The sequence below is a fragment of the Paenibacillus sp. RRE4 genome (assembly GCF_031844205.1).
GTDB classification, from domain to species: domain Bacteria; phylum Bacillota; class Bacilli; order Paenibacillales; family Paenibacillaceae; genus Paenibacillus; species Paenibacillus xylanexedens_B.
The window spans coordinates 3,675,685-3,698,726 of the sequence record NZ_JAUZUT010000001.1 but is presented as its reverse complement, the minus strand read 5'-3'; the positions used below and the strand labels follow the sequence as shown (position 1 = coordinate 3,698,726).

At 45.6% G+C, this 23,042-nt stretch carries 19 protein-coding genes; 16 read left to right on the top strand and 3 right to left on the bottom strand.

Annotated elements, in window-relative coordinates; genetic code table 11:
• Positions 1-78 precede the first annotated feature (78 nt).
• Entirely contained in the window at positions 79-456 is a 378-nt protein-coding gene (locus Q9R46_RS16605; RefSeq protein WP_311280802.1) for a PilZ domain-containing protein, read from the bottom strand.
• A gap of 153 nt (positions 457-609) precedes the next feature.
• Here Q9R46_RS16605 and Q9R46_RS16600 point away from each other — a divergent pair, with 153 nt between their 5' ends.
• The 12 genes from Q9R46_RS16600 (at position 610) to Q9R46_RS16545 (ending at position 11,871) form a co-directional block, all read left to right on the top strand.
• The gene (locus Q9R46_RS16600; RefSeq protein ID WP_311280801.1) at positions 610-1,071 is read left to right on the top strand and encodes a DUF6386 family protein; all 462 of its coding nucleotides are present in this window, start codon (positions 610-612) and stop codon (positions 1,069-1,071) included.
• 59 nt (positions 1,072-1,130) lie between these two features.
• Positions 1,131-1,823 carry a hypothetical protein gene (locus Q9R46_RS16595; protein WP_311280800.1) on the top strand — a complete coding sequence of 231 codons (693 nt, stop codon included), beginning with the start codon at positions 1,131-1,133 and terminating at the stop codon, positions 1,821-1,823.
• 26 nt (positions 1,824-1,849) lie between these two features.
• A complete protein-coding gene (locus Q9R46_RS16590) occupies positions 1,850-2,182 on the top strand; it encodes a hypothetical protein (RefSeq protein WP_311280799.1) in 333 nt (110 codons plus the stop codon).
• Positions 2,183-2,218: 36 nt separating this feature from the next.
• Positions 2,219-2,623, top strand: coding sequence for a hypothetical protein (locus Q9R46_RS16585; RefSeq protein WP_311280798.1), 405 nt, complete (start codon positions 2,219-2,221; stop codon positions 2,621-2,623).
• Positions 2,624-2,774: 151 nt separating this feature from the next.
• A complete protein-coding gene (locus Q9R46_RS16580; protein WP_311280797.1) occupies positions 2,775-3,323 on the top strand; it encodes a sigma-70 family RNA polymerase sigma factor in 549 nt (182 codons plus the stop codon).
• Positions 3,313-4,482: a DUF4179 domain-containing protein gene (locus Q9R46_RS16575; protein ID WP_311280796.1), complete on the top strand. Its 1,170-nt coding sequence runs from the start codon at positions 3,313-3,315 to the stop codon at positions 4,480-4,482. The genes Q9R46_RS16580 and Q9R46_RS16575 overlap by 11 nt, the downstream gene beginning before the upstream one ends.
• 196 nt (positions 4,483-4,678) lie before the next feature.
• Positions 4,679-5,722 (top strand): pectate lyase family protein, encoded by a 1,044-nt coding sequence (locus Q9R46_RS16570; protein ID WP_145332434.1) that lies wholly within the window; start codon positions 4,679-4,681, stop codon positions 5,720-5,722.
• A gap of 228 nt (positions 5,723-5,950) precedes the next feature.
• Positions 5,951-7,516, top strand: coding sequence for a methyl-accepting chemotaxis protein (locus Q9R46_RS16565; protein WP_311280795.1), 1,566 nt, complete (start codon positions 5,951-5,953; stop codon positions 7,514-7,516).
• A 315-nt stretch (positions 7,517-7,831) separates the two neighbouring features.
• Complete coding sequence (locus tag Q9R46_RS16560) at positions 7,832-9,364, top strand: methyl-accepting chemotaxis protein (RefSeq protein ID WP_311280794.1); 1,533 nt, start codon at positions 7,832-7,834, stop codon at positions 9,362-9,364.
• Positions 9,365-9,542: 178 nt separating this feature from the next.
• A complete protein-coding gene (locus tag Q9R46_RS16555) occupies positions 9,543-10,241 on the top strand; it encodes a DUF4274 domain-containing protein (RefSeq protein WP_311280793.1) in 699 nt (232 codons plus the stop codon).
• Positions 10,242-10,247: 6 nt separating this feature from the next.
• Positions 10,248-10,709, top strand: a complete 462-nt coding sequence (locus Q9R46_RS16550; RefSeq protein WP_311280792.1) for a hypothetical protein — start codon at positions 10,248-10,250, stop codon at positions 10,707-10,709.
• On the top strand, positions 10,702-11,871 hold the full coding sequence (locus Q9R46_RS16545; protein WP_311280791.1) for a GNAT family N-acetyltransferase: 1,170 nt from the start codon (positions 10,702-10,704) through the stop codon (positions 11,869-11,871). Before Q9R46_RS16550 ends, Q9R46_RS16545 begins: the two co-directional genes overlap by 8 nt.
• Before the next feature lie 47 nt (positions 11,872-11,918).
• Here the strand turns inward: Q9R46_RS16545 and Q9R46_RS16540 are convergent, their stop codons facing one another.
• Positions 11,919-12,293, bottom strand: a complete 375-nt coding sequence (locus Q9R46_RS16540) for a VOC family protein (RefSeq protein WP_311280790.1) — start codon at positions 12,291-12,293, stop codon at positions 11,919-11,921.
• Between the two features lie 156 nt (positions 12,294-12,449).
• On the opposite strand from Q9R46_RS16540, the gene Q9R46_RS16535 reads away from it, so the two are divergent.
• Complete coding sequence (locus Q9R46_RS16535) at positions 12,450-15,155, top strand: endo-1,4-beta-xylanase (RefSeq protein ID WP_311280789.1); 2,706 nt, start codon at positions 12,450-12,452, stop codon at positions 15,153-15,155.
• A 143-nt stretch (positions 15,156-15,298) separates the two neighbouring features.
• On the opposite strand, the gene Q9R46_RS16530 is transcribed toward Q9R46_RS16535, so the two are convergent.
• Complete coding sequence (locus Q9R46_RS16530) at positions 15,299-16,918, bottom strand: alkaline phosphatase (RefSeq protein WP_311281049.1); 1,620 nt, start codon at positions 16,916-16,918, stop codon at positions 15,299-15,301.
• 257 nt (positions 16,919-17,175) lie between these two features.
• Between Q9R46_RS16530 and Q9R46_RS16525 the strand changes: the two genes are divergently transcribed.
• The 3 genes from Q9R46_RS16525 to Q9R46_RS16515 all read left to right on the top strand — a co-directional run bounded on the left by Q9R46_RS16525 (position 17,176) and on the right by Q9R46_RS16515 (position 22,975).
• Positions 17,176-19,092 (top strand): AraC family transcriptional regulator, encoded by a 1,917-nt coding sequence (locus Q9R46_RS16525; protein WP_311280788.1) that lies wholly within the window; start codon positions 17,176-17,178, stop codon positions 19,090-19,092.
• A gap of 614 nt (positions 19,093-19,706) precedes the next feature.
• Complete coding sequence (locus Q9R46_RS16520; RefSeq protein WP_311280787.1) at positions 19,707-21,950, top strand: carboxylesterase/lipase family protein; 2,244 nt, start codon at positions 19,707-19,709, stop codon at positions 21,948-21,950.
• A gap of 206 nt (positions 21,951-22,156) precedes the next feature.
• A complete protein-coding gene (locus Q9R46_RS16515) occupies positions 22,157-22,975 on the top strand; it encodes a MerR family transcriptional regulator (RefSeq protein ID WP_311280786.1) in 819 nt (272 codons plus the stop codon).
• Positions 22,976-23,042: the final 67 nt, after the last annotated feature.

Genomic DNA, 23,042 nt, shown 5'->3' with positions numbered 1-23,042 from the left:
AAGATTTCTCTATGTATATTGTAGAGAGGCCTGTGCAATCTGAATCAGCTTTATTTTAAAGGAAACATAGTTAGATGGTTATTTGACGATTATTTTACCTTGTCCTGCGAGCATGCGCATTTCACGGGATAGACGATCCTGGTGCTCTTTTTCAACTTCAAGTTGCACACCGTAACGCCATACCATGTTATGTTCCATCCCCCAGCGAAGTGTGCCCTCAATATATAATAAGTCTTCAAACAGCTTCAAGTTGATGCCAATGCGAATATCGTTATCTTCTACAGGGAGGGACAGAGGAAAAGCAAGCTGACAGCCCGAACGACTGATATCACGTAATTCGGCCTCAATAGGCTTGGAAGGACCGTCCATGCCATTAATGCTCAGGATATAGATTTCGAAGTGCATAGGTTCTTTCAGAGTATAACGAAAAGGTTCTTTCCTATTATTAATTGGCATAGATTCCTCCATCAAGTTCAAAAAAATTCCGTTATGGATATATCGTCAGTTGTTAGCCAGAAATGAAGAGCAACGTTACAGAGATGGTTCGGGAGTTCGATTTTATGTATGGGGCGGGCTTGTTATAATAAAAAAATGAAGGAGTGGATGAACATGCAAGGAACATTTCAGATGGATACGGATACAGCCACATTATGTTGTTATGATCTGGCGTCATTAGAGCATCGTGTTCAGGATACACCTGACTGGTGGTCGATCCCGGATGATGAACTGGAGGAGGTCAACGCAGGTCATTGTCTCTTTCTGAATCTGGGTGAGGACGGAACGTATGAAGTGCACTGGAATGTGCAAGAAATTGTTTTGGAAACCGGGAGTGAAGCAGAGCCGAGACAGGTATATTATTTTCAGGTTCCTTCAGGCACAGTTTACTTAGGGGCAGCAGATGATGTCAGTGGCGGTGAACTGGAGCCGGATGAATTATCCCAAGGGGTTTTCTTACAACTAAAGTCTGGAAATTATGCTTGCACGGTGTTTAAAAAGGAAAATCGGATATCGGTTACGATCCAACCTAGCGGCCAAGGGAAGAACAGGTTACAGGATTTGATCCGACTGTAGCATGGTCTTGCATGTATTAATTTAATTACATACCTAGATCATTTTTAGGAGAGATGGATATGCATCATTGGAGCGGGACACCGATCATGAATACTTCTATTTTGCACCAGCGGATAAGAGCGCTTGCGGCACTCGACATCATTCTGTCAGAGGAGGAATGGCTTCGCGTACACCGTTATCACAGAAACACACTCTGGCCAGATATTGCATGGGGAAGTGTAGATAACGGGGCAGGGGACCATCTGCATGCACTGTTTACGAATACGGGCACGCTACTCAAAGGGTTTGATCATGAATCCCCGCTTAGTCCGCATAACCGTGAGGATGGTGAAATCTATCCGGGAATGTACGATGAGGTACCTGAGGAGTTTATACATCTGTTAGATCAACACGAGGAAACGCTGGCTCGAGAGGATGTGACCTTCTGTATCTGGCAGGAAGGGCACAGTCCCGAGTGGAAAGCAGGCCGTTGGATTGGACTTGCTATGGCTCAGGAGGACGAATCGGATGCTGAGGGTGGGGTAGCATTTCTGCTCGGTTATATCGAGGAAACACCGGAATCATACATCGATTGGGCAAAAGATTACTACGATATACAGGGGATGTCTCTGACTGCGGTGACTGAAATATATAACGATGCACCGATTAGTGCTGATCTGATCCGAGATTTAAATCCAAAGCGTGATGTGTTCGTTGCAATGGATGAACTACAGCAATCCGGATACGCAGTGCAGCGAAGTGAAGCCCGGTAAACGATGTTAGAGGGAGGAATCACGTTATGGGTTGGGAGTATGGGATCAGAACGAAGGAGCAGGAGCACGGCAGGTTGACCGAGATCATGTTGCGACTGGCGGCTTCACTGACACATAACAGGATGTACAGCGTAGAACAACACACCGATGGTTTTGTTCTTTTGCGTGATGATGAATCTTGGCCCAAAGCTTTGGAAGTATGGCTGGAGGAAGCGAACAATTTGCATGAAGTAGCGGAGGGTGAAAAATACATCTACTGCCTGTTCCATATCTGGGGGGAGGAAGGACGAGCCTGGATGGAGCAGATGGAAGGTGTGACGAATCAGTATCCAGGAGTATTTGAATGGTATGAATTGTAATTATAAAGATGTTGAACGGGCAAAGGAGTGAACGTTGTGGCAAGAAGATCAAAAAGTAAAATTCCGGTGCTCCTTTATCAGTATGAAGGCCCTGAGAGGAACATCGGGTTTACCTTATCTCCCCTATATCTGAACGAAGAGATGCATGAGATAAGACATGAGGATATGCTGTTTATCTATGATGAGGATTTCAAGCATATTCGTCCAGCAATCAATCGTGCGTTCCCTTTAACGGACCCGCGAAGCGGAGAAGAGTTGCAGTCGTTTGATCCCTGTTGGGATAATCCGATAGTGAAAGAGGTATGGGTGGGGATGTTGACTGAGCTGGAACAGGTTGAAGTTGCTGAACCGGAACTGCGGGTGTTCCTAGATTCGTTGACAACCTGGATTCGGAACGTGCTGGTTTCAGCTGACGGGATTGAAGTTACGGGTAATCTGTAAGTAGATGTAATTCGATGTAATTCGATTACGAGTGCAGGAATAGCAGCTCCTATCTATGGATGGGGAGCTTTTTTTTCGTATAAAAAATAATGAAAACGGTTTGGTCGGTTCATCCGTCTTATACCACAGAGAGAGAAAAGGGGGGAACGGGGTGGATAGCGAGACAGGGATGAAGCAGATGGACTGGATACATGTGCACGATGAATCAGCGTTTATTAATTCCGTTACGGAGCATCAAGATACGTTATTATCCATTGCCTATAGCTATTTACGGAATCGGCAGGATTCACTGGAAGCGATACAAGAGATGACCTGCAGGGCCTGGATTAAACGTCGTACGCTAAAAAACGAGAAGGCATTTAAATCATGGATCATTCGAATTTTAATTTATGTCTGTATTGACGAACAGCGCCGCCGCAAGCGAACTATACCTCAGCCTGATGAAAGCATGGAGAATAATATTCCGGCTTCGTGGATGATTAGTGCCCGAGATAATCGTATAGCCATGCAATCCCTTTTGCTGAAAATAAAACCAAAATATCGGCATGTATTGTTGCTCAAGTACTACAACGATATGACACTTACAGATATTGCTTCGATTCTTGGCAAACCGGAAGGCACGATCAAGACATGGCAGCATAAGGGTCTTGAACAATTACGAAAGCTGATGAAGAGCAGGAGGGATTGGCATGACCACTAGCCCGGAGGAAAAAGCATTGCTGGCAGATGCATATGAGATTAACAAGAAACGCAAAGAATGGGATTCGGCAGATACGACTGCTGCCATACAACATGGCTTGGCGGAAGCCAGAGCAAGTAGATCAATTAAAAGCAGACGTGGAAAATGGATCACGGTGTTATCCGCTGTATCCCTTGCCGTGGCGGTTATTCTGTTCGCATCACTTGGAGACTTCGGTCAACAGCGGTTGACCTCTTCCGAGTCTGAAGTTCATTGGGGGAAATTGGAGCCTTTTCGAGAATTGCTGCGGAGAGATCAGGAGAGTGCCACCCTTACCTCGGCCCTCAACCATAATTATGTTCAGCCTTTAGATCAGACGGTGACGATGGGGAAATACACGTTTACGCTGGATGCGTTGATGGCGGATGAGAATCGAGTGATTCTCTTATACTCTGCTCAGACGGATACACCGAGTGGTGTATATTCCATAGAGAACACGAAATTAATGGATGCATCGACAGGACATGTGATTGATAACGGTAGCATTAACGGTATCCGTTTCTCAGACCAGAATCATGTTCTTCGGGGCAGAACCACTTTTGACCGAAATCGGAGCAGGCCTCTTCCGGAAAAATTAAATTTTGAATTCCAACTTTCCTCCGCCGTTTCTGATCGCCTTGAAGATGGGAAAGTTAAGGAAAAAGAAAAAGAACAAGAGGACAATTCGCAGGAACGAAAGTACGAATTTTCCCAAAAAATGAATGTTATCGTTGCATTGGATCCGAAATTTTCAATCCCTAAAACGGAAATTATTCCTGTGAATCAAATGTTCAAGTTTGGGGAGTACGAAGTGTTGATAGCGGACGTGGAGATATCGCCATTGGTTACACAGGTAAGACTTGATTATGATCCCAAACAACAGCTAGATTATGAGAAGGAGTCGTTTATTAGTGATATCATTCAGCCGTTGGAGATTGTAACGACCTCCAAAAATGGGGATCAGACAACTTTATCCAGAAATGGAGGCAGAGGAACAGGGGATGGCATGATTTATTCGTTCAGTAGCAATTTTCTTGACGAACCCGAATCGATCATACTGAAAATGCGTGGAAAACCCGGTAAGGTATACGAAAAGGAAGAGGACGCTGCAAAGGATCAATTTGAAATCAAAATTAAATAGATGCATTAGAAGAGACGGGATGAGTTCATGTTGTATATGTGACATGTGCTCATCTTTCTGTTTTTCACCATATCTGACCTGCTGTTGCGAAAAAGATAAAATAATTGTCTTTTTGCAATGATGCTATTGTCACAATGCAGGTTACAAGCTATAATCGAGTTGTTTGAAGGTACAAATTACAAAGGATGGTGATATTTTGAAGAAGTTTTCATTGCTTTTACTCGCAGTCACTTTATTGTTGTTAACGGTTTCAACAGCCCCTGCTACATATGGTGCGGCTAACTTCCCCAACACGGGCACCAATGGTTTGACTGGTTTTGCAGGTAATGCGAAGAATGAGAACGGTGTATCCAAGGCGGCGACAACTGGAGGCAGGAACGGTCAGGTCGTGTATGTCAGCAATCTGAATGATCTGAGAACACACATGGCAGGCTCTACAGCCAAGATTGTCGTTGTGGAACAGAATATTTCTTCATCCAGTTTGCAAAAAGTTGAATTTGGTTCCAACAAAACATTGGTAGGTTCTTTTGACAGACATACATTAACGAACATTCACTTCAGATCCACTTCGGGGTCAAGCAATGTGATCTTTCAGAATCTGACCTTTAATCACTCTGCGAACATCAATGCCAACGATGATATTCAGATGTACATCACTTCCGGCTCCAACTATTGGATCGACCATGTTACTTTCTCGGGTCATAACTATAGTTCGAGTGGCAGTGATCTGGATAAGCTCTTGTATATCGGTGACCGCGCAGATTATATCACGATCAGTAACTCCAAATTTGCGAATCACAAATATGGCATTATTCTAGGACACCCGAATGACGGTAACAGCAGCTATAACGGTGTGCCTCATGTGACCATGTCCAATAACTATTTCGAAAACTTGTATGTACGTGGCCCGGGACTTATGCGTTATGGTTTTTTCCACATCAAAAACAATTACGCCAATAACTTCAATCAAGCGATCACGATCGGAGAAAAAGCCCGTATTTATTCCGAAAACAACTACTTTGGTGCAGGAGCTGAAAAAGGCGGCATTCTGGACGACAAAGGTAAAGGCGAATTTACGGATACAGGTAGCACACCTGCTCTGAACAGCCCGGTTTCACCAAAAACCAACTGGAGACCAAGCAATAATTACAGCTATCAGGTTGAAAGCGCAGCCTATGCACGTGAGTTTGTTACGAAATATGCCGGATCATCGAATACAACACTGGTATTTGGCAAGTAACAGCCGGAAGGCATATTAAAGGTTTCTAATAGAGGTATGACAGAGTCTGCTTTATGCGTAACTACGCATGGGCAGGCTTTTTATTTTGTTTATGATAATATGCAACGATATTATTTTGTAGTTCCTATTTCAATTACATGATTTACAGCCGATATATACTAACGTAGCGCTGTGTACATGTTTATGAAGCCTTTATACACTATATTATGGCAGGGTGATTTCTTTGCAATGAATCATGACCCGTCACTTCATCACACACTCATTACAGCTTACATCTGGTTAAACTACATCAAAGGCGGGGTACTTATGAATCGGTTGGACGAAATTATCTGGAAAAGAAATAAAATGATTACAGTGATGTTGTGGATTGTCGTGACTTTCGGAATAGTTATCGCTTTTACAGATCCTAAATTATTCTTTTCTAACGCTCTAGTAATTGTGTATGGTATTTGGCTTATGTATGCCAACGCCAAAAAGAAGCATATTCATCTTATTCCGTGGATTAATGTTACACTGATTAGTGCCTGTGGCATTTTTGCTACTTGGGGGACTGTAGACCCGTTTATAGCGATAGTTATTACGAGTCTATTATTAATTTATCCTGATAAGCGAGTATTCCTTACCGGTTTCTCGGTTTTGCTTGCAAACAACATTTTACAGCTTTTCATCGTTCCGGTTTCAACCCGAGAGCAGTTTATAGAAAATATAATGAATGTGGTGCTTTTTACAGTAGCAGGTGTGATTTTAGTCCTTGTATCTACGTTGAATCAGAAGTTATTTCAAGAGAGTGAGCATAGATGGAATGAGGTAGAACATTCACGGAAGCGTGTAGAAGAAATGCTGGAACGAGTGAAAAAGTCCGTCGTTGGACTTTCCCACTATACTGAACAACTCAAACAAAAGGTGGATGCTACAGGGTCCATAACCAATGAAGTGACACTTGGTTTTGGAGAAGTTGCCAAAGGAGTGGAGTTCCAGGCAACAAGTATCGCCGAGATTTCAGAGTCTCTTGCTCTGTCTGACCGCCAGATTCAAGATGTGGCGTCTTATTCCCAACAGGTGAAAGAGCTATCTGCAGACATGGCCACAAGCACCCAGTCGGGTAGTGCTCAGATGGATCAATTGAATATGCAGATGAGCGAATTGGATAACGCCATTCATATAACCGCTGATGATATGCAGAAGTTTAACGAACAAAGTGAATCGATGACGTTGATGCTGAACAGCATCTCCGATATCGCCACACAAACCAATCTGCTGGCTTTAAATGCGGCTATTGAAGCTGCTCGTGCAGGAGAGCATGGACGTGGATTCGCTGTAGTATCGGAAGAGGTCCGCAAACTTGCTGAAAGTTCTGGCCAATCGGCCAATGAAATTACAACAATCCTCACGGGACTGAGAACGCAGACCCAAGCATTAACCATGAGATTTGAAGGGATTCGCCAATCTCTACAGCGTGGAAGGAACAGCGTGCAGACAGCAGGGGAAGTGTTCCAGTCCATTCATCATAGCTCACAGGACGTCCTTACTCATGCAACCGATATGGAGACAAGTTCAACCACAATGAAGACTTCCTCAACACGGGTAGTGAATGAGGTTTCGGAAATTTCCAGTGTAACACAGCAGTCCAGCGCAGCAACAGAAGAAATCCTAGCGAGCATGGAAGAACAGCGCAATCTGACACAGAATATGGTGGAAAGCTTTGGGGAGTTGGAGATGCTAATCGTGGATTTGAGCTTATTGGTGTCCGATCATCAAGCAGCTAAAGATGTACGGGAAATTCAGAACAACTAAAAGTTTACTTAGGAGCCCGGTAACGCGTAAATAAGACGTGTTGCCGGACTTTTTTACGTCTCAAGGACGCATTGAACCGCTTCATTAAGGTGGACATGTCGTGAAAATATATATTTATTAAGACATATTAATTTTAGACATAAATTACCGATATACATAAAGTGGCGCTGACTGCACGTTTATGAAGTTAATATGTACTATGCTATAGGCGCAGGGGTTACAGAACTACGTATAAGCAGGACTATGGACTGAGAATAAACTTACAGTGGCCTACATATGTTAAATTTTTTAACTTACATAAAGGACGGGGTAAGCATGAATCGTATCGATGAGATTACTTGGCAGAGAAACAAACTAGTAAGTTACATGATGTGGGCCATAACGGCCATAAGTGCAGGGATCACCATTATCGTTCCCGATCTATGGCTATCCACGCTACTCTCCATTGTGGTCACCTTAGCAGTTACCGTATGCAATGTTTTGAAAAAGGGTATTCATGTCATCCCGTGGTTCGTTACCGTAGCGATTATCGCGAGTGGAATTTATGTCAGCCGTGACGCGATGAATGCCGTGCAAGGCATACTAATTGTCTCACCGCTCCTGCTGTATCCGAATAGCAAGCACTATAACACTGCCTTTTCGGTGATGCTTGCCTTTTTCACGGTTCAATTGGTCCTTGTGTCATCTGCGAGTATCGAGCAACTCTTTGCTGACTTGATTAATTTCAGTATGTATATCGTAACCGGAATTATTATGATCACCGTGTCAAGGGTAAACAAACGATTGTTCATGGACAGTGAAGCACGGGGGGCGCAAGTGGAAGAGTCACGTACCCGTGTGGAAATCATGTTGGAACGGGTGAAAGAAGCTGTTGCAGGGTTGTCCCGCTATACAGAGCAATTGAAACAAAAAGTGGATGAGACCGGCGCCATCACCAACGAAGTTACGGTCGGATTCAGCGAAGTTGCAAGAGGTGTCGAGTTTCAGGCGACCAGTATTGCCGAGATCTCCGAATCGTTATCTCAGTCCGACCGCCATATTAAGAACGTAGCGTCATATTCTGAGCAGATGAAAGAGCTGTCCGCAAGTATGGCTTCAAGCACACAGACGGGTAGTGCGCAGATGGGTCACCTGAACGAACAGATGCATGAATTGTACGAGACAATAAACACGACAGCTGATGATATGAAGAAATTCAATGATCAGAGTGAATCGATGACATTGATGCTGAACAGTATCTCGGATATCGCCACTCAAACCAATCTGCTCGCGCTGAATGCAGCTATTGAAGCAGCACGGGCAGGTGAGCATGGACGCGGATTTGCTGTCGTTTCGGAGGAAGTCCGCAAGCTGGCTGAGAGCTCAGGCCAATCAGCGAGTGAGATTACCTCGATCCTCACGAGTCTGAGAACACAGACACAAGCATTGACAAGCCGATTTGAAGGGGTTCGTCAGTTGTTGCAGGTTGGAGCAGAAAGTGTTCTGACAACGGAGCGGGTATTCCAATCCATTAATACCAATTCACAGAATGTGCTGACTCAGGCCACAGAAATTGAAACAAGTTCAGCAACGATGAAGGAATCCTCGACTCGGGTCGTTAATGAAGTATCCGAAATTTCCAGTGTAACGCAACAATCCAGCGCTGCAACGGAAGAAATTCTGGCGAGTATGGAAGAGCAACGGAATCTGACACAAAATATGGTGGCAAGCTTTACCGAACTGGAGAAGCTTATTGTGAATCTCGGTGATCTCGTGTCCGATCATCATGCTTCGAGACCAGATAACAAATCCGAGATAGATTCATCCCATGCGGCAAAGGTTGTTCCAATTAATACGATATCAGCTTAAGTCTGACTTCCGTCTTGCAAGAGATTCTTAACCGACATATTAGGTTTATTCCAATAGGCCCGTCCATGCGTAATTACGCGCTTTACGGGCTTTTTTGGCGTTCAAAGGTCTCTTGTAGCGACCTATATTTTTAGATAGAGTAGGTGTAGACATAGAAAATAGTAAAGGAGAGATCATCTTGAATTGGACAGATATTAGTAAAATCAAAGACGTAGAGCACTTATGTGATGTTATAGCTTCATCCTCATTGGATGTCAATGAACGGGATGAACGCGGACGAACACCCCTTATGCTCTTCTTGACTAATCGTGCGCCTCTTGAGGGCATTCGCTGTCTGCTGCAAGCCAAACCCGAACTGGAAGTGGAAGACAAACTCGGAGACACTGCTTTGAAAAAAGCCGTAAGGTTCAACCAGCCTGAAGCAATCAGTCTATTGCTTGAACATGGGGCTAGACTCGATTCTCCTAACGGCATTCTGGCTACAGCTTGGATCTTGGCAAGAGGTCGCAATCCAAACCTGGCGGAGATGTTGCTAGATACACCTGGAGCCATACGTTTGATTTTGACGGCCGAAGAGCAACAGATTGTGGATGACATTATTTACGAGGAGTCTTCCGATGCAGCCTGTGAGAAAATTCGGTTGCTGGATTCAGAAGTACTGATACATGCAGTGGTGAATGGTTTTAATTGGGATGATCGTCCCGAGCCGATGATTGTAGCAGCTGAGCATGCAAAATGTGCCGAGATTACAAAGCTGGATATGGCTGAATTGATGGAGGCGGATTATTGGCTGGAGATGGATCTGGAAGAAGTAAACACAAGAGTAGATGGGCCTACATATCGGCATCTTGCAGCATTTTTGACCAGAAAGGGTTGATTCGAAATGGTGCATGACTCTTCCCATGAGCAGAACAAAAAGCTGGAGCAGTTGCAACAGGAACTGAAGGAAGGCAACATCGAGCATTTTTACATTACGGAGCCTATACAGCATCGGGGACAGCAGTTGGTGTTGGCGGGCAGTTTTGACTTTTCGTATTATCACAATGTGGAGATTACCTTTAGTGAGGTAGAGTTCATTCTGTGCCCCGGGACGATATTTAACGTGGAAAGGTTTCGACTGGCTACTGAAGAAGAGATCGTTCAGTTAAATTCGGTGATGTATGGTTTTGAAAGGAATGGTACAGTCTTCTGCCTGGAAAATGAATTCGAAGAGCAACGATTTTATATCGTGGCGAAGCAGATGACCTATCAGTTCGGCATGGTTTATTACTATGATCGGCCGAATCTGCAACCGGGAGAACGGATTGCCACATTTGTGACCAAATCGGAGAACGTTCATGAGTAAAGCTAATGAGGAGACTCGCGTTCGATTATACGATCGACATTCGCTTCATACCATGGATTGGCCCGATACGGAGGATGCGAGGTACGCACGGGCATATTTAGAACCGATGATGATGCAGGGAACTACAGAATACATGACTAACGTAAACACCACGTTGCTCCTTGCCCGGATAGATGATCTTGTGCTGCCTTTGACCGTGAATGAAGAGGAATATGATAATGCTTATGTCTGTTCCCCGTACACTCACTACGTGCGGTACGCCAAGCAGGAACTAACCATGTTACAGAAGCCGATGCTGGAAAAAGGACTCTCCATGCTACTCCGTTTAATAGGCTGGGGCATGAAAAAATCCTGGATCAACAAGGTTGTACATATCAACAACTGGCTGTTATCTACGAATCTGTATCCTGCCATGACTGCTGAGCAGGCCACACATTTGCTTGAGACAGTAAAAGAACATTATTCGGGGCATACGGTGATCTTTCGCTCTTTAAGTTCCGCACTGCACTCGAACCTGATAACAGGGCTTCGGGAAGCGGGATGCCGCTCTATACCGAGCAGGCAGATATATCTGTATCAGGCCGATGATCCGAATTTCGGCAACGCCAAGTCTCGTTGGTTGCTGAAAAGGGATCAGGCAATGATGGACAAGCATGGCTATGAACTGGTTTCTGATGCTGATCTTACCGAAGCGGATATCCCGCGAATTGTGGAGCTATACCGGATGCTTTATTTGGAAAAGTACTCCTATGACAACCCGCAGTTCAACGAGCGTTTTATTGCTGGAGCCATGGAAACCGGCGCGTTAACCTTGCACGGTTTGCGAAAGGAAGGGCGTCTGGATGCGGTAATGGGTTACTTCTGCCGTAATGGGGTGATGACCACTCCGCTGTTCGGTTATGACACAGATATTCCCCAGTCTGTCGGTCTGTACCGTATGCTGTCGGCATGCCTCATTGGACAAGCTCGTGCGAACGGGAAGTTGTTGCATGAGAGTGCTGGTGCAGCGCAGTTTAAACGTAATCGCGGCGCGATAGCGGATTTTGAATATTCCGCCGTATACGACCGGCATCTCTCATTCCGCAGACGATGGTGCTGGGCATTACTAGACTGCTTGTTGAACAGCATAGGCGTGCCACTGATGCGCCGCATGAAGCTATAAGCAAGCTGTGCTTGCTCCAGTCATGTGAGTGAGCTCACATGTATGGCTTATTTCAGATGCTCGGCCAGCTGTACCTCGAACCCATCCGGGTCAGCAATGTACATAAAACGCAGACGTGGGTTCGGCTGCACAGGTTCACGCAGGATGGGGATTTTCATTTCCGTTAGACGCTCCATAACTGCTTCCAGTGATGAGACTTCGTAACCGATGGAGATGCCAGCCTCGGGCTTCAGTACCTGCTCACTACCTTCAATTAACTCTAGTGAGGTCTCACTCGTCTCACCCAGACCAAGCATGGCAATCTGCCGCCCGCGGCTTTCGAATCTGCGCTGAACGGTAAGTCCTAGCAAATTGTGATAGAAGTGAATGGATGCTTCCAGATTACGCACGCGCAGGGTAATCCAGTTAAGTTTGATTAACATGTGGGTTCTCTCCTTCGGAGTTGTGTAGTGTCGGTTCTTGTTTATTATACAAGAAGATAGCCGCTTTTTCCGAAGTAATTGAAAAAATTTACAAATATATATATGTAAGCGTTATTTTCATGTGTATAATACAAGTTAAATGAGAGGAGGAATGAAATGAAGACGAAGACCAAGACCAAGACGTTCAAAAAAGTGAGTTCAACCCTGCTGGCAACGATGCTGGTGATGACAACGGTTCCTTTTCAGCAGGCTGCTTTTGCACAAGAACAACAGATTGAACAGGGAGCAAGTTCTGGGGCTGCGGCAGTTTCCGAGCAGAATCTCAAGGTGCTTCATACCGATTTTGAGGATGGAACGCTTCAAGGCTGGCTTCAGCGTGTTGGCAGCGAAAGTTTGACGGTTTCAGAGCAGGCCGCGCATCAAGGTACTCGGAGTATGCTTGTCTCGAATCGTCAGCGCTCCTTTCATGGGCCAATGCTGAAAATGAAAGGCTTGTTGAAGCCTAATTCTACGTATAACATCTCGTTTTATGTCAGGCTTACGGAGAAACCGGCTTCAGATCAGACGATTCAGCTAACAGCCTATAAGAAGAATGGGGCAGAGAGCTGGAACATGCTGGACAAGGTCACGATTCCCAAAGACGACTGGAAACAATGGCATAAGGTTACGGCTACGTACCAATACAGCGATAACCCTGAGGAGATGAATTTCTTTATTGAAACACCATATATCTCCGATGATACGGTAGATACCTTATCCTTTTATGTGGATGATGTAACGATTGAGGAAGCCGCACCACTGGCTATTGAGTCCGATATTCCTTCCTTGCAAGATCTGTACCAGACTGAATTTCCGATTGGGGCCGCGGTATATCGCTGGCAGCTTGAAGGAGCTTACGGTCAATTGTTAACCAAACACTTTAACAGTTTGACCGCGACGTATGAGATGAAACCGAAGTTTGTGTCCCCTTCCCAAGGCGTGTATGACTTCCAAGCCTCGGATGAATATGTGGACTTTGCACAGAAAAATCAAATGGGTTTGCGTGGACATGCCTTGCTCTGGCATATTGATGCCGCAGAGTGGATGTTCAAGGATGACCAGGGCAACCCTGCGAGCAGGGAGCTACTGCTCAGTCGGGTCCAGAACTACGTGGATACCGTCATGAAACGATATAAAGGTAAAATCTACGCCTGGGACGTTGTGAATGAAGCGATTGCGGACAGCAACGGGGATGCAAACGGATTGCGCAAAAGCCCGTTCTACGAGCTGATCGGCCCGGATTATGTCGAGAAAACGTTTGAGTTTGCACGTGCCGCCGACCCGGATGCGAAATTATACTACAACGAGTATTTCACCGAAATTCCTGAAAAAAGAGAGCATATGTATCAACTGGTGAAAAAGTTGAAAGAAAAAGGGCTGATTGACGGTGTGGGTCTGCAATCCCACTATAATCTTGAATCTCCGCCAATTGATGAGATTGAGAAAACAATCAATCTGTTTGCTGGTCTAGGTTTGGATATTCAGATTACCGAGCTGGATGTCGATAGCGGTATTCCTTATGGTGAGACTTTGCCTCAGGACGTTGCTGTGAAGCAGGCATATCGTTATAAAGAGCTGTTTGACCTGTATGAAAAACATAGCGATGTCATCTCATCGGTGACCTTATGGGGATTACAGGATGAGAAATCGTATAACAATCAAGCCTTTTTGTTCGATAGTGCTCTGCAATCCAAACCGGCCTATTGGGGGTTGGCAGATGAATCAAGCCTGCCTATTCTGACGAACCGGGCGGTTACGTTGTCCGGTACACCAAATACGAAGGCGGCAAAACAAGATCCACTCTGGAACAAGGCTGTTTCCACAGCTTTAAAAGGCAATTCAGGTTCGGCGGCGTTCCGTACGTTATGGGATAAAAATAATTTGTATGTTCTGGTTGACGTAAAGGATACGACCAAACATGCCAAAGACAAAGTGGAGCTGTTCGTTGATTTGAACAATGGCAAAACTCCGGTGTATGAGGCAGATGATCGACATATCACCATAAGCCGTGAAGGCAAAGTGACAGGAGCTAAGCCAAATACGTATCGCGTTCGTGAAGCAGCGGACGGTTATCAGGTTGAATTATCCATACCATTGACTAATGCACAAGGGGCACTTGCACGTGAAGTTGGGCTTGATGTACGGGTGACGGATGGTGGAAACAATAGTTCAGGAGGGCAGCAGGTTCTGTACTGGAATGACCGCACATTATCCCAGGATCAAGACACCAGCAAATATGGCGTTGTTCAGTTTGCAGGTATGCCTAAATCTGCGAAAGCCCTGCAAGGAACAGTAACGATAGATGGTGAGAAGGATGCGAAATGGAATAAGGTTGCTCCATTCAACATTACACCACTGAACCAGAGCGGAGGAGCATCTGCTGAGGCCCGTGCGATGTGGTCTGGTCAGGATCTATATCTGTTCATTGATGTCACCGATCCGCAAATTATAACCAATGCCACCGATCCGTGGGATCAGGATTCGGTTGAGATTTTCCTGGATGAAAATCATCAGCGTACGCCGTTTTATCAATATGATGATGCCCAGTTCCGGATTAGTGCAGATAACGTAGCAACGTTTGCGGGCAGTGCTTCGCCAGGACGGCTCCAAAGTGCTGTGAAGAAAACGTCCAAAGGATATCAGGTGGAGGCTAAGATCCGTTTGCAGTCTCTCCTGCCGAAAGAAGGCCAAGTCATGGGATTTGAACTTCAAATTAATGATAACCAAGGAAACAATAACAAAAGTACGGCAAAATGGAATGATCTCACCAATGACAGCTGGAAGAACACTTCCCAATATGGCATTCTGACGTTTTCAAAATAAATCGATTGACTGACTATGAATCAGTAAGCAAGAAGACTCGCACATTCAATCATTCTATCTATCATCCAATCATCAGAAAAACCCCCAAACATAGCGAGTTCGTCTCGCAGTGTTTGGGGGTTTGTTTATGAGGTAGGCCTCTTTTATTGAATCAGATCCACAGCACCTTGCGGTACAAAAGCATCTACTCCGTTATACACGATTACACCTTCAAGGGCTGTCTTTTTGCCGTTTACAAGCGCAACATTTTTGTAGATTTGCAGTTCAAGCTTGGTGTTGTCTTTTGTTACGATAATCTTCGGATTTTTAACATCCGTCAGATCCAGTTTGGTTGTGGCACCTTTGGCTGTAAACGCCTGTTTGGCAGGGACGAACAGTTGCTTGCTTACACTGTCCAGATCCAGATTGAGGACACGTGCCATGTATTTGGCTACATCTGTATTATCAATGACACCGAATGGACGATCATTATTTGGAGCATACGTATATAGTACAACGTCTCCGCCCGTGTGCCCGCCAGTTGTCCAGCCGATACCCGCACGTTTGCTGATCATTGGGCCTACGACATAGTTCAGGCTACCTGGCTCGGCAGCTTTAATTGCAGAAACCTCTTCGGAAGTCAGATCGGAAATGCCGTAGTATTGTTTCATGACTGCTTTGATGTTGGTACGTTTCGCATCCAGTTTCGCTTCTACACCTTCACCTGTCAATTTAGCCTTTTTCAAAGGTCCGATAAAAGTAGACAACGGCTCTTTGTCATACGTGCCTGTTGTAGATGCATTACCAATCGTAAGTCCACCATTTTGATGGTCAGATACGGCTACAACAGCAGTTTGCCCATCGGCTTTGGCGAAGTCCATTGCTACTTTTACCGCATCATCAAAAGCGAGCACATCACTGATAATACCAATCGGATCATTGGCATGAGCAGCCCAGTCTACCTTGCTGCCTTCGACCATCAGGAAGAAACCATCCTCGTCTTTGGAGAGAACTTCAATCGCTTTGGAGGTCATCTGAGCAAGACTTGGTTGCTTGGCTGGATCACGATCCATGTTGTATGACATGCCTGCCGGAGAGAACATGCCCCACAATTTGTTGGAAGTTGATGCTTTCATCGCCGCAGGTGTAGTTACATAATCGTAGCCGAGTGCTTTAATGGAGGCAACGAGATTGTTACCGTCTTTGCGTCCAGCCGGTTCCAGATACTTACTGCCGCCGCCCAGTACCACATCGATGCCATTGAAGACTTGTTGTTTGCTGAGTGCATCGTAGTTTTTACGGTCAGGATAATGGGCAGAGAAGTCTGCCGGTGTTGCATGCATAATTTCGGAGGTAGCTACAATACCCGTTGCTTTACCCGCAAGTTTGGAAGCTTCCAATACCGAAGCGACAGGTTTTCTTTCATCACCTTTTGCAATCGGTTTTTGTCCAGGCATGGTGGCCTTGTCCGGCAATACGCCGACAAAACCGGTATGAGATTTATGTCCTGTTGCAAAGGCTGTTCCTGCAGGAGCCGAATCCGCAATCGGCGCATCCGCAGAGTGTGTACGAACCATGCCGCTTGCCATGGAATCAATGGTCAGAGAAGAGCCCTTGTACCAGCGAGCCAGTGCGGTAGCATCATTAGCCATACCGTCAGGAATGAGAATGATTACATTTTTGATAGGGGAACCAGAAGTTGTTGAAGTACCGTCTTCCACAGCCCAAGCTGCACTACTGCCTCCCAGCGTAGCCGTAACAATGGTGGTCACCGCGAGCATCATTTTGGCTGCACGGGTACTGAAGCGATTTAACATGAACATCCTCCTAATAAATATGTATAGTTGTATCCAGAACCCAGTGTATAGGGCAATTGATAAACGAGCGTTAGCTTTAAGTTAATTAATTGTAAAAATTACGATTATAAGTCAAAGGTTACATAATAGACGAACTGGACAAAACACGAAACACTCCTGTATGGTAAGGATGAAATCGGACAATCATGAACAAAAGTCCAATGATAGTTTTGAGGTGGTTCAACATGAAAGAATGGTCAGAAGCCATTCGGTGGTGGAATAACAATCAAATAAAACTGATCGATATCCGCCATAGCGCATTGCATTCAGAACAAGAGTTATCGACATATATTTTGCCGGCTCATGCTTTTTTGATTATAAATAAAGGCGAGGCGGACATTCAATTCGGGCTAAACAGATTCACATCGGACCAGACACTCATTCTACACGGTGAAAAAGGTACGTCATTGCGGATTCGTTGTATGAAGCAACCGTTAGATTTTTATTTACTGCTATACAAGCCGCAACCGGCTGCGTGTCGTCTTGATTTATCGGAAGATGAAATTATGCGAGGCGTGAATTCGTTTCAGGGCGGAGAACCCTATTATTTTGCAGCATCATATCCGTTAACGATTCTTACGATTGTGGAAAAAATGGCGGAGTCTTGGAACTCTAGTGATGAACTGGATCGGTTGCAGGTGACGGGATTGTTCTATCAATTGGTGTACGAGCAATTTCGCCAGTGGAAGATGGCGGCTCAGCATCAGGTCGAATCGCTGGAGCTTGCGGAGCAGATTGAAGCCTACATTCAGGAGCACTATGCTCATTCCATCTCCATGGAAAACATGGCTGCGCATTTTCATTACAGCACGCATTATCTGGCCAGGGTATTCAAACGCAAGTACGGATGCAGTCCGATGGATCATGTCGTTCAGACTCGGATCAAACAAGCGAAACATTTGCTTACCGAGACAGAAGCACAGATCCGGGAGGTGGCTGAAAGCGTTGGGTACAAGGATTTGTACTACTTTAGCCGTATTTTCAAGCGCACAACAGGTGAGACACCGGCACAGTATAAAATGCACAGTCATCGAATCAAAGGTTCAAATCGTACGAACAAGAGGTCTGAATCGTTCATTGCTGACAAGGACATCCATCGTTATATTGGTAATAACGATAATCATTATCAATACAACACATGGAGCGTGGATGAGTTGAACCTTCGTTTTAAGCCTACATTGGCGGTTAGTTTATTATTTAGTTTATCGCTACTGCTCGCAGCATGCGGGGCGGGAACTGAACAGCCACAGCCTGCAACGAGTGCGGAACCGGTACAGGAGTCTAGTCGAACGTATACGGATGCTACAGGAAGACAGGTTGAGATTCCAGCGAAGCCTTCCAAACCTGTGGTCATTACATATGGTGGATATCTATTGCCTTTGGGTGTGAAACCGGCTGGAGTCAATACGGAGACACTTGAACTGTATCCAGAAGAAATGGCTGGTGTACCGGATATCGGATCAGGCAACGGCAACGTTGAAATGATCTCAGGTCTGGAACCGGATGTGATCATTGTACCGGACTACACAAGCAAGGAAATTGTAGATACGTATGCGAAAATCGCACCAACCATTACGGTGGCCTGGGGCGGCGATCCGGATGTCATTAATACACTGAGAACGATGGGCGATATTATGGATCGTAAGGATGAAGCCGAGCAATGGATTGCAAAGTTTGAAGCGAAACTGAAGAGCATTCGCAGTGAATTGAACATCAATATTAAACCGGGTACAACAGCGATGTCGTTTGTGATCTACAATAAAGAGGTATTGCTTGGCGGTGAAGGTGGTACGCTGGGCAAGCTGATCTATGAGGATTTTGGATTCTCCATGCCTGAGCAGTATAAAATCTATTCGGATGGCGGCACTGTGCTGTCCTTGGAAAAACTGGCAGACAAGCCTGCCGACTACTTCTTCACTCAGATGGAAGATGAAGAGATGGATCAGATGATGGAACTGTTTGAGGAGCCGGTGTATCAGAGCATTCCCGCGATCAAACATAATCGAATTATCAACGTGTCCAGAAACTACTGGAACTATGGGCCGTATCTGGCGGATAAAGGTCTGGACAGCTTGATTGAGCAAGTGAAAAACCTTCAGTAGCCGTTAAAGCTGCCATAGCAAAAACTGAGAGATCAGCTATAACACAGCCTGATCTCAACGCAATACCATGAACGTAAAACCATAAATGCATCCTTGCTGATGCATTTATGATTTTTTTATAGTGTAAGATGCGTACCGTAAGTAGTGATGAGGTGTTTTCTAAAAAGATATTGCTAGCGCTTTCATTATATGCTAATATCACGGTAATAACAGGATTGTAACCGATCTCAGGGCAAGACCTGTTCCAGTTCATTCGCATCGTTCGGAAAGATCAGGCGATTGATTGCGTTTTTACTATAGTGAGCTAATTCCATACCACACCTCATTATTCTCAGGGTTGTTACGTATTGCAGGCAAAACCTGAATTGAGGGCAACAGACGATGTGATCCAAAGTCTGTGTGCCTTTGATTCAGGTTTTTTTATATAAAAATCCGCCTGAATGTCATAACCGAAGGGTTGCAGCAGTTCATGCCAGCAGAAAGGAGGGCCGCTCTTCCATTCATCCCCGATCAAAAAATAGAATGATGCAAACCTTGGGATACTGTACCGAGAGGTGCAATATTTCGAACCTATTTTTCCATCATACACGACTAGACAACGAGGAGAATAACCAATGAAAAAATTGAAACGTTCTATTGCAGTAGCAGCGATTCTAAGCATGTGTGTATCGGGTCTACCCGCTTATGCAGCAGGGAATACAGCCCCATCCCTGTCCCCGGCTATGGATAAACTGGTAAAAGCAGAGCTTATTCGCGGGAATGGGCAAGGCGTGAACGCGGCTTACCTGAGTAAACATGCTACACGTATTCAGGCCGCAGTGCTTTACTTGCGTTTATCTGGTTTGGAAAAAGAAGCGCTGGCCTATCAAGGAACCGAAACGTATACGGATGCCGCTCAGGCAGGCAAGGTATTGCAGCCCGTCGTTGGATACTTGAAGCAACATCCTTATTTGGCTGGTATGGTCACGGATACGGAACGCTTTGCTCCTAATGCTCCACTGACAGCAGAGGAATATGCAGCGTTGTTACTCAAGGCTCTTGGTTATGAAGCAGGCACGGATTATACATCAGGAGAGGCTTCCGCGTTTGCGGCAAGCCACGGTATCAAATCCCTTCAAGGAAAGGGGACGGCACAACTGACCAACCGTTTGATGGCTGAAGCGACGGCACAGGCTTTGCAGGCTCAGCTCAAAAATGGTTCAGGCACGTTGGAACAGCTCTGGTCCAAACATAAACAGGCGGGAGCGTTTAAACCTCAAACGTTGCAGCAAACAAAATACGGTGCCATTGATGGTAAAGCCTATGATCAATACGGCACGCTTGGCTGGCTTGGTGTTCCATACGCAGCACCTCCGGTAGGCGAACTACGCTGGAAAGCACCACAAGAGCCGAAGGCTTGGACAGGCACAAGAGAAGCCAAAGAGTTCGCGGCAAACAGCCTGCAAATTTCCGGTAAAACGACAGCGGGGAGTGAGGACTCCTTATATCTGAACATCTGGCGTCCGAATACAACCAGCACCAAACTGCCGGTCATGGTATTCCTGCATGGCGGTGGTAATATGACCGGATCAGGCAAGGATTTTCAGGGAGAAGAACTTGCACGGAATACAAACAGCATCATTATCTCGGTGAACTACCGTTTGGGAGCACTTGGTTTCTTCCAGAATGCCGCGCTGAAAACAGGCAATGCTCTGGATGATTCCGGTAACTTTGGCTTGCTTGATGCTTTCCGTGCATTAGAGTGGGTTCAGGATAACATTACAGGTTTTGGCGGCGATACAGGAAACGTGACACTTGCGGGTCAATCTGCCGGGGCGCGTGACGTTCTCGCAACGCTCATTTCCCCGCTTGGCAAAGGATTGTATCAAAAAGCGATTGCGTTCAGCGGCGGTTTGACGACGGCTTCACCTGAAGATGGACAGCAGAAATCCGAGGATGCTATTGTGAAATTGCTTGTGCAGGAAGGTAAAGCTGCTAATGCCGACGAAGCCAAAGCTTGGATCAACAAGCAAACACCTGCACAGTTGGAAACTTATATGCGTGCATTGCCTGCGGATAAACTGGTGACTGTATTTGGCGGAACGGCCATCCGTATGCAGCCGTTCCCGCACCTATTCCGTGATGGTACGGTCATTCCAAAAGAAGGTTTTGATGCCATCAACAGTGGCAAATATACGAAAGTGCCTGTATTGCTAGGTAGCCTGGAAACGGAATTCTCCGCTTTTGCATTCGGTGATCCTAATTTTGCACCATCCATTAATGATGGAACATTATTTACTGATCAGACGAAAGCAGCACAATATGCCGCTGCTATCAAATATGGCAGCGAGGCTTATGCAGGCTTTAATGCGGAGCGAGTTGCCGAAAAATTAACGAGTGCGGCAGGTCAGCCGCCAGTATATGCGTATCGTTTTGCATGGGGAACCCAGCCTGGCGTTATCTCTGAACGTTTGCGTACCCTGTTAGGGGCTCCGCATGGTGCCGATATGGACTTCTATACAGGAAAAGCAGCGGGGATTGCGGCTTACTTCCCTGAAGGTTATTTCAGTGATGCCAACAAGCCGGGACGTGAGCAACTGTCTGCTGCGATGGCAGCTTACCTGAAACAGTTCCTGTATACGGGCAAGCCAAATACGGGCGGAACGTCTGCACTTGCTGCATGGACGCCATGGACGAAAAATGCCAAAGCACCGATCATGCGTCTGGATGCGAATAACACAACTGCCGAGATCGGCATGTCCTCCCAATATAATCAGGGCAAAGAAGCGGTGAATGCGAAGATGAAGCAAGAATTGCCTGAAGAGACGTACAAACTGTTGAACGAAAAAGTGCTTGCAGGCCGTTTCTTCTGGGAGTAAATGAAGAACTACACAAATTAAGTTGAGAAAAATGACGGCAATTAACTTAAAATGAGAAGCAAGGACGGGGGAACATTGCTCCTGTCCTTTTTCTGTTGTCTTTAGAATCGATTACATAACTCAACTTATCTACCATGCTACCCTTGACTTTCCCCTGCACGGGAGACTGTATACTCACGTTAAGCTAATGGATTGGAGATGATATATTGTTCAAAATCAGTACGTTTGCCAAACTCAGCAAGCTTTCTTTAAAAACGCTGCGCTATTACGACCAGATCGGTATCCTCAAGCCGCGTAAAGTAGACGAGGACACGGGCTACCGATATTATTCCGCAGATCAGTTGCTCGAACTTAACCGGATTCTGATCTATAAGGAATTGGGCTTCACACTGCCGCAGATCGGGCAGCTGCTAGAGGAAGACATATCACATGATCAGATTCAGGGCATGTTGAGACTGAAACGAAGTGAGATTCAGCAAATGATTGACACGGAACAAGCCAGACTTGTTCGTATTGAGGAACGTATCCAGCTTATGGGGAACGAAGGAGAATGGGAGACAGGCCAGGAGATCCGAATTAAAGCCGAGGCTGCTCAGACCTTCATGTTCTTTAAGGCAAACGGGGGAGAAGAGCGCATTCCGGAGCTGCTACGTCATCTGGATTCTTTGCTGACCAGAGATATCCGTCAATGGATTCAGGGCCCGCAAGTCGTGTTGTGGCGAGATGTGGATGGAAAAGAGGATGAATTCGAGTTCGAAGTCGGTTATTACTTAACGGGTGAGCCTCCGACAGTTGCTGAGCCGTTTCAGCTGAGAAACCTGCCACCTGAACCGATGGTTGCCTCTATGGCGTTTCATTCACATTCTACATTTGATGGTGCAGCCTGTGTGCATCTAGCACGGTGGATCGAGAAAAACAACTACCAGATCAAAGAGAATGAGCCGGGCAGAGAATACTATTTGCCCTTGTCCCCTGAACAGGATGCTCAGTACATCGAGATTCAGATTCCTATCACATGTAGGTAACGATATAAGTTGAAGTGACCTATATAGAACACTTAAATGCAAAACGAACATAATACAAGATGGAGTG

Bases quoted from the DNA above. Each gene is read 5' to 3' on its own strand.
- Q9R46_RS16605 (WP_311280802.1), bottom strand. From the start codon at position 456: ATGCCAATTAATAATAGGAAAGAACCTTTTCGTTATACTCTGAAAGAA.
- Q9R46_RS16600 (WP_311280801.1), top strand. From the start codon at position 610: ATGCAAGGAACATTTCAGATGGATACGGATACAGCCACATTATGTTGT.
- Q9R46_RS16595 (WP_311280800.1), top strand. From the start codon at position 1,131: ATGCATCATTGGAGCGGGACACCGATCATGAATACTTCTATTTTGCAC.
- Q9R46_RS16590 (WP_311280799.1), top strand. From the start codon at position 1,850: ATGGGTTGGGAGTATGGGATCAGAACGAAGGAGCAGGAGCACGGCAGG.
- Q9R46_RS16575 (WP_311280796.1), top strand. From the start codon at position 3,313: ATGACCACTAGCCCGGAGGAAAAAGCATTGCTGGCAGATGCATATGAG.
- Q9R46_RS16565 (WP_311280795.1), top strand. From the start codon at position 5,951: ATGAATCATGACCCGTCACTTCATCACACACTCATTACAGCTTACATC.
- Q9R46_RS16560 (WP_311280794.1), top strand. From the start codon at position 7,832: ATGAATCGTATCGATGAGATTACTTGGCAGAGAAACAAACTAGTAAGT.
- Q9R46_RS16550 (WP_311280792.1), top strand. From the start codon at position 10,248: ATGGTGCATGACTCTTCCCATGAGCAGAACAAAAAGCTGGAGCAGTTG.
- Q9R46_RS16545 (WP_311280791.1), top strand. From the start codon at position 10,702: ATGAGTAAAGCTAATGAGGAGACTCGCGTTCGATTATACGATCGACAT.
- Q9R46_RS16540 (WP_311280790.1), bottom strand. From the start codon at position 12,293: ATGTTAATCAAACTTAACTGGATTACCCTGCGCGTGCGTAATCTGGAA.
- Q9R46_RS16535 (WP_311280789.1), top strand. From the start codon at position 12,450: ATGAAGACGAAGACCAAGACCAAGACGTTCAAAAAAGTGAGTTCAACC.
- Q9R46_RS16530 (WP_311281049.1), bottom strand. From the start codon at position 16,918: ATGATGCTCGCGGTGACCACCATTGTTACGGCTACGCTGGGAGGCAGT.
- Q9R46_RS16525 (WP_311280788.1), top strand. From the start codon at position 17,176: ATGAAAGAATGGTCAGAAGCCATTCGGTGGTGGAATAACAATCAAATA.
- Q9R46_RS16520 (WP_311280787.1), top strand. From the start codon at position 19,707: ATGAAAAAATTGAAACGTTCTATTGCAGTAGCAGCGATTCTAAGCATG.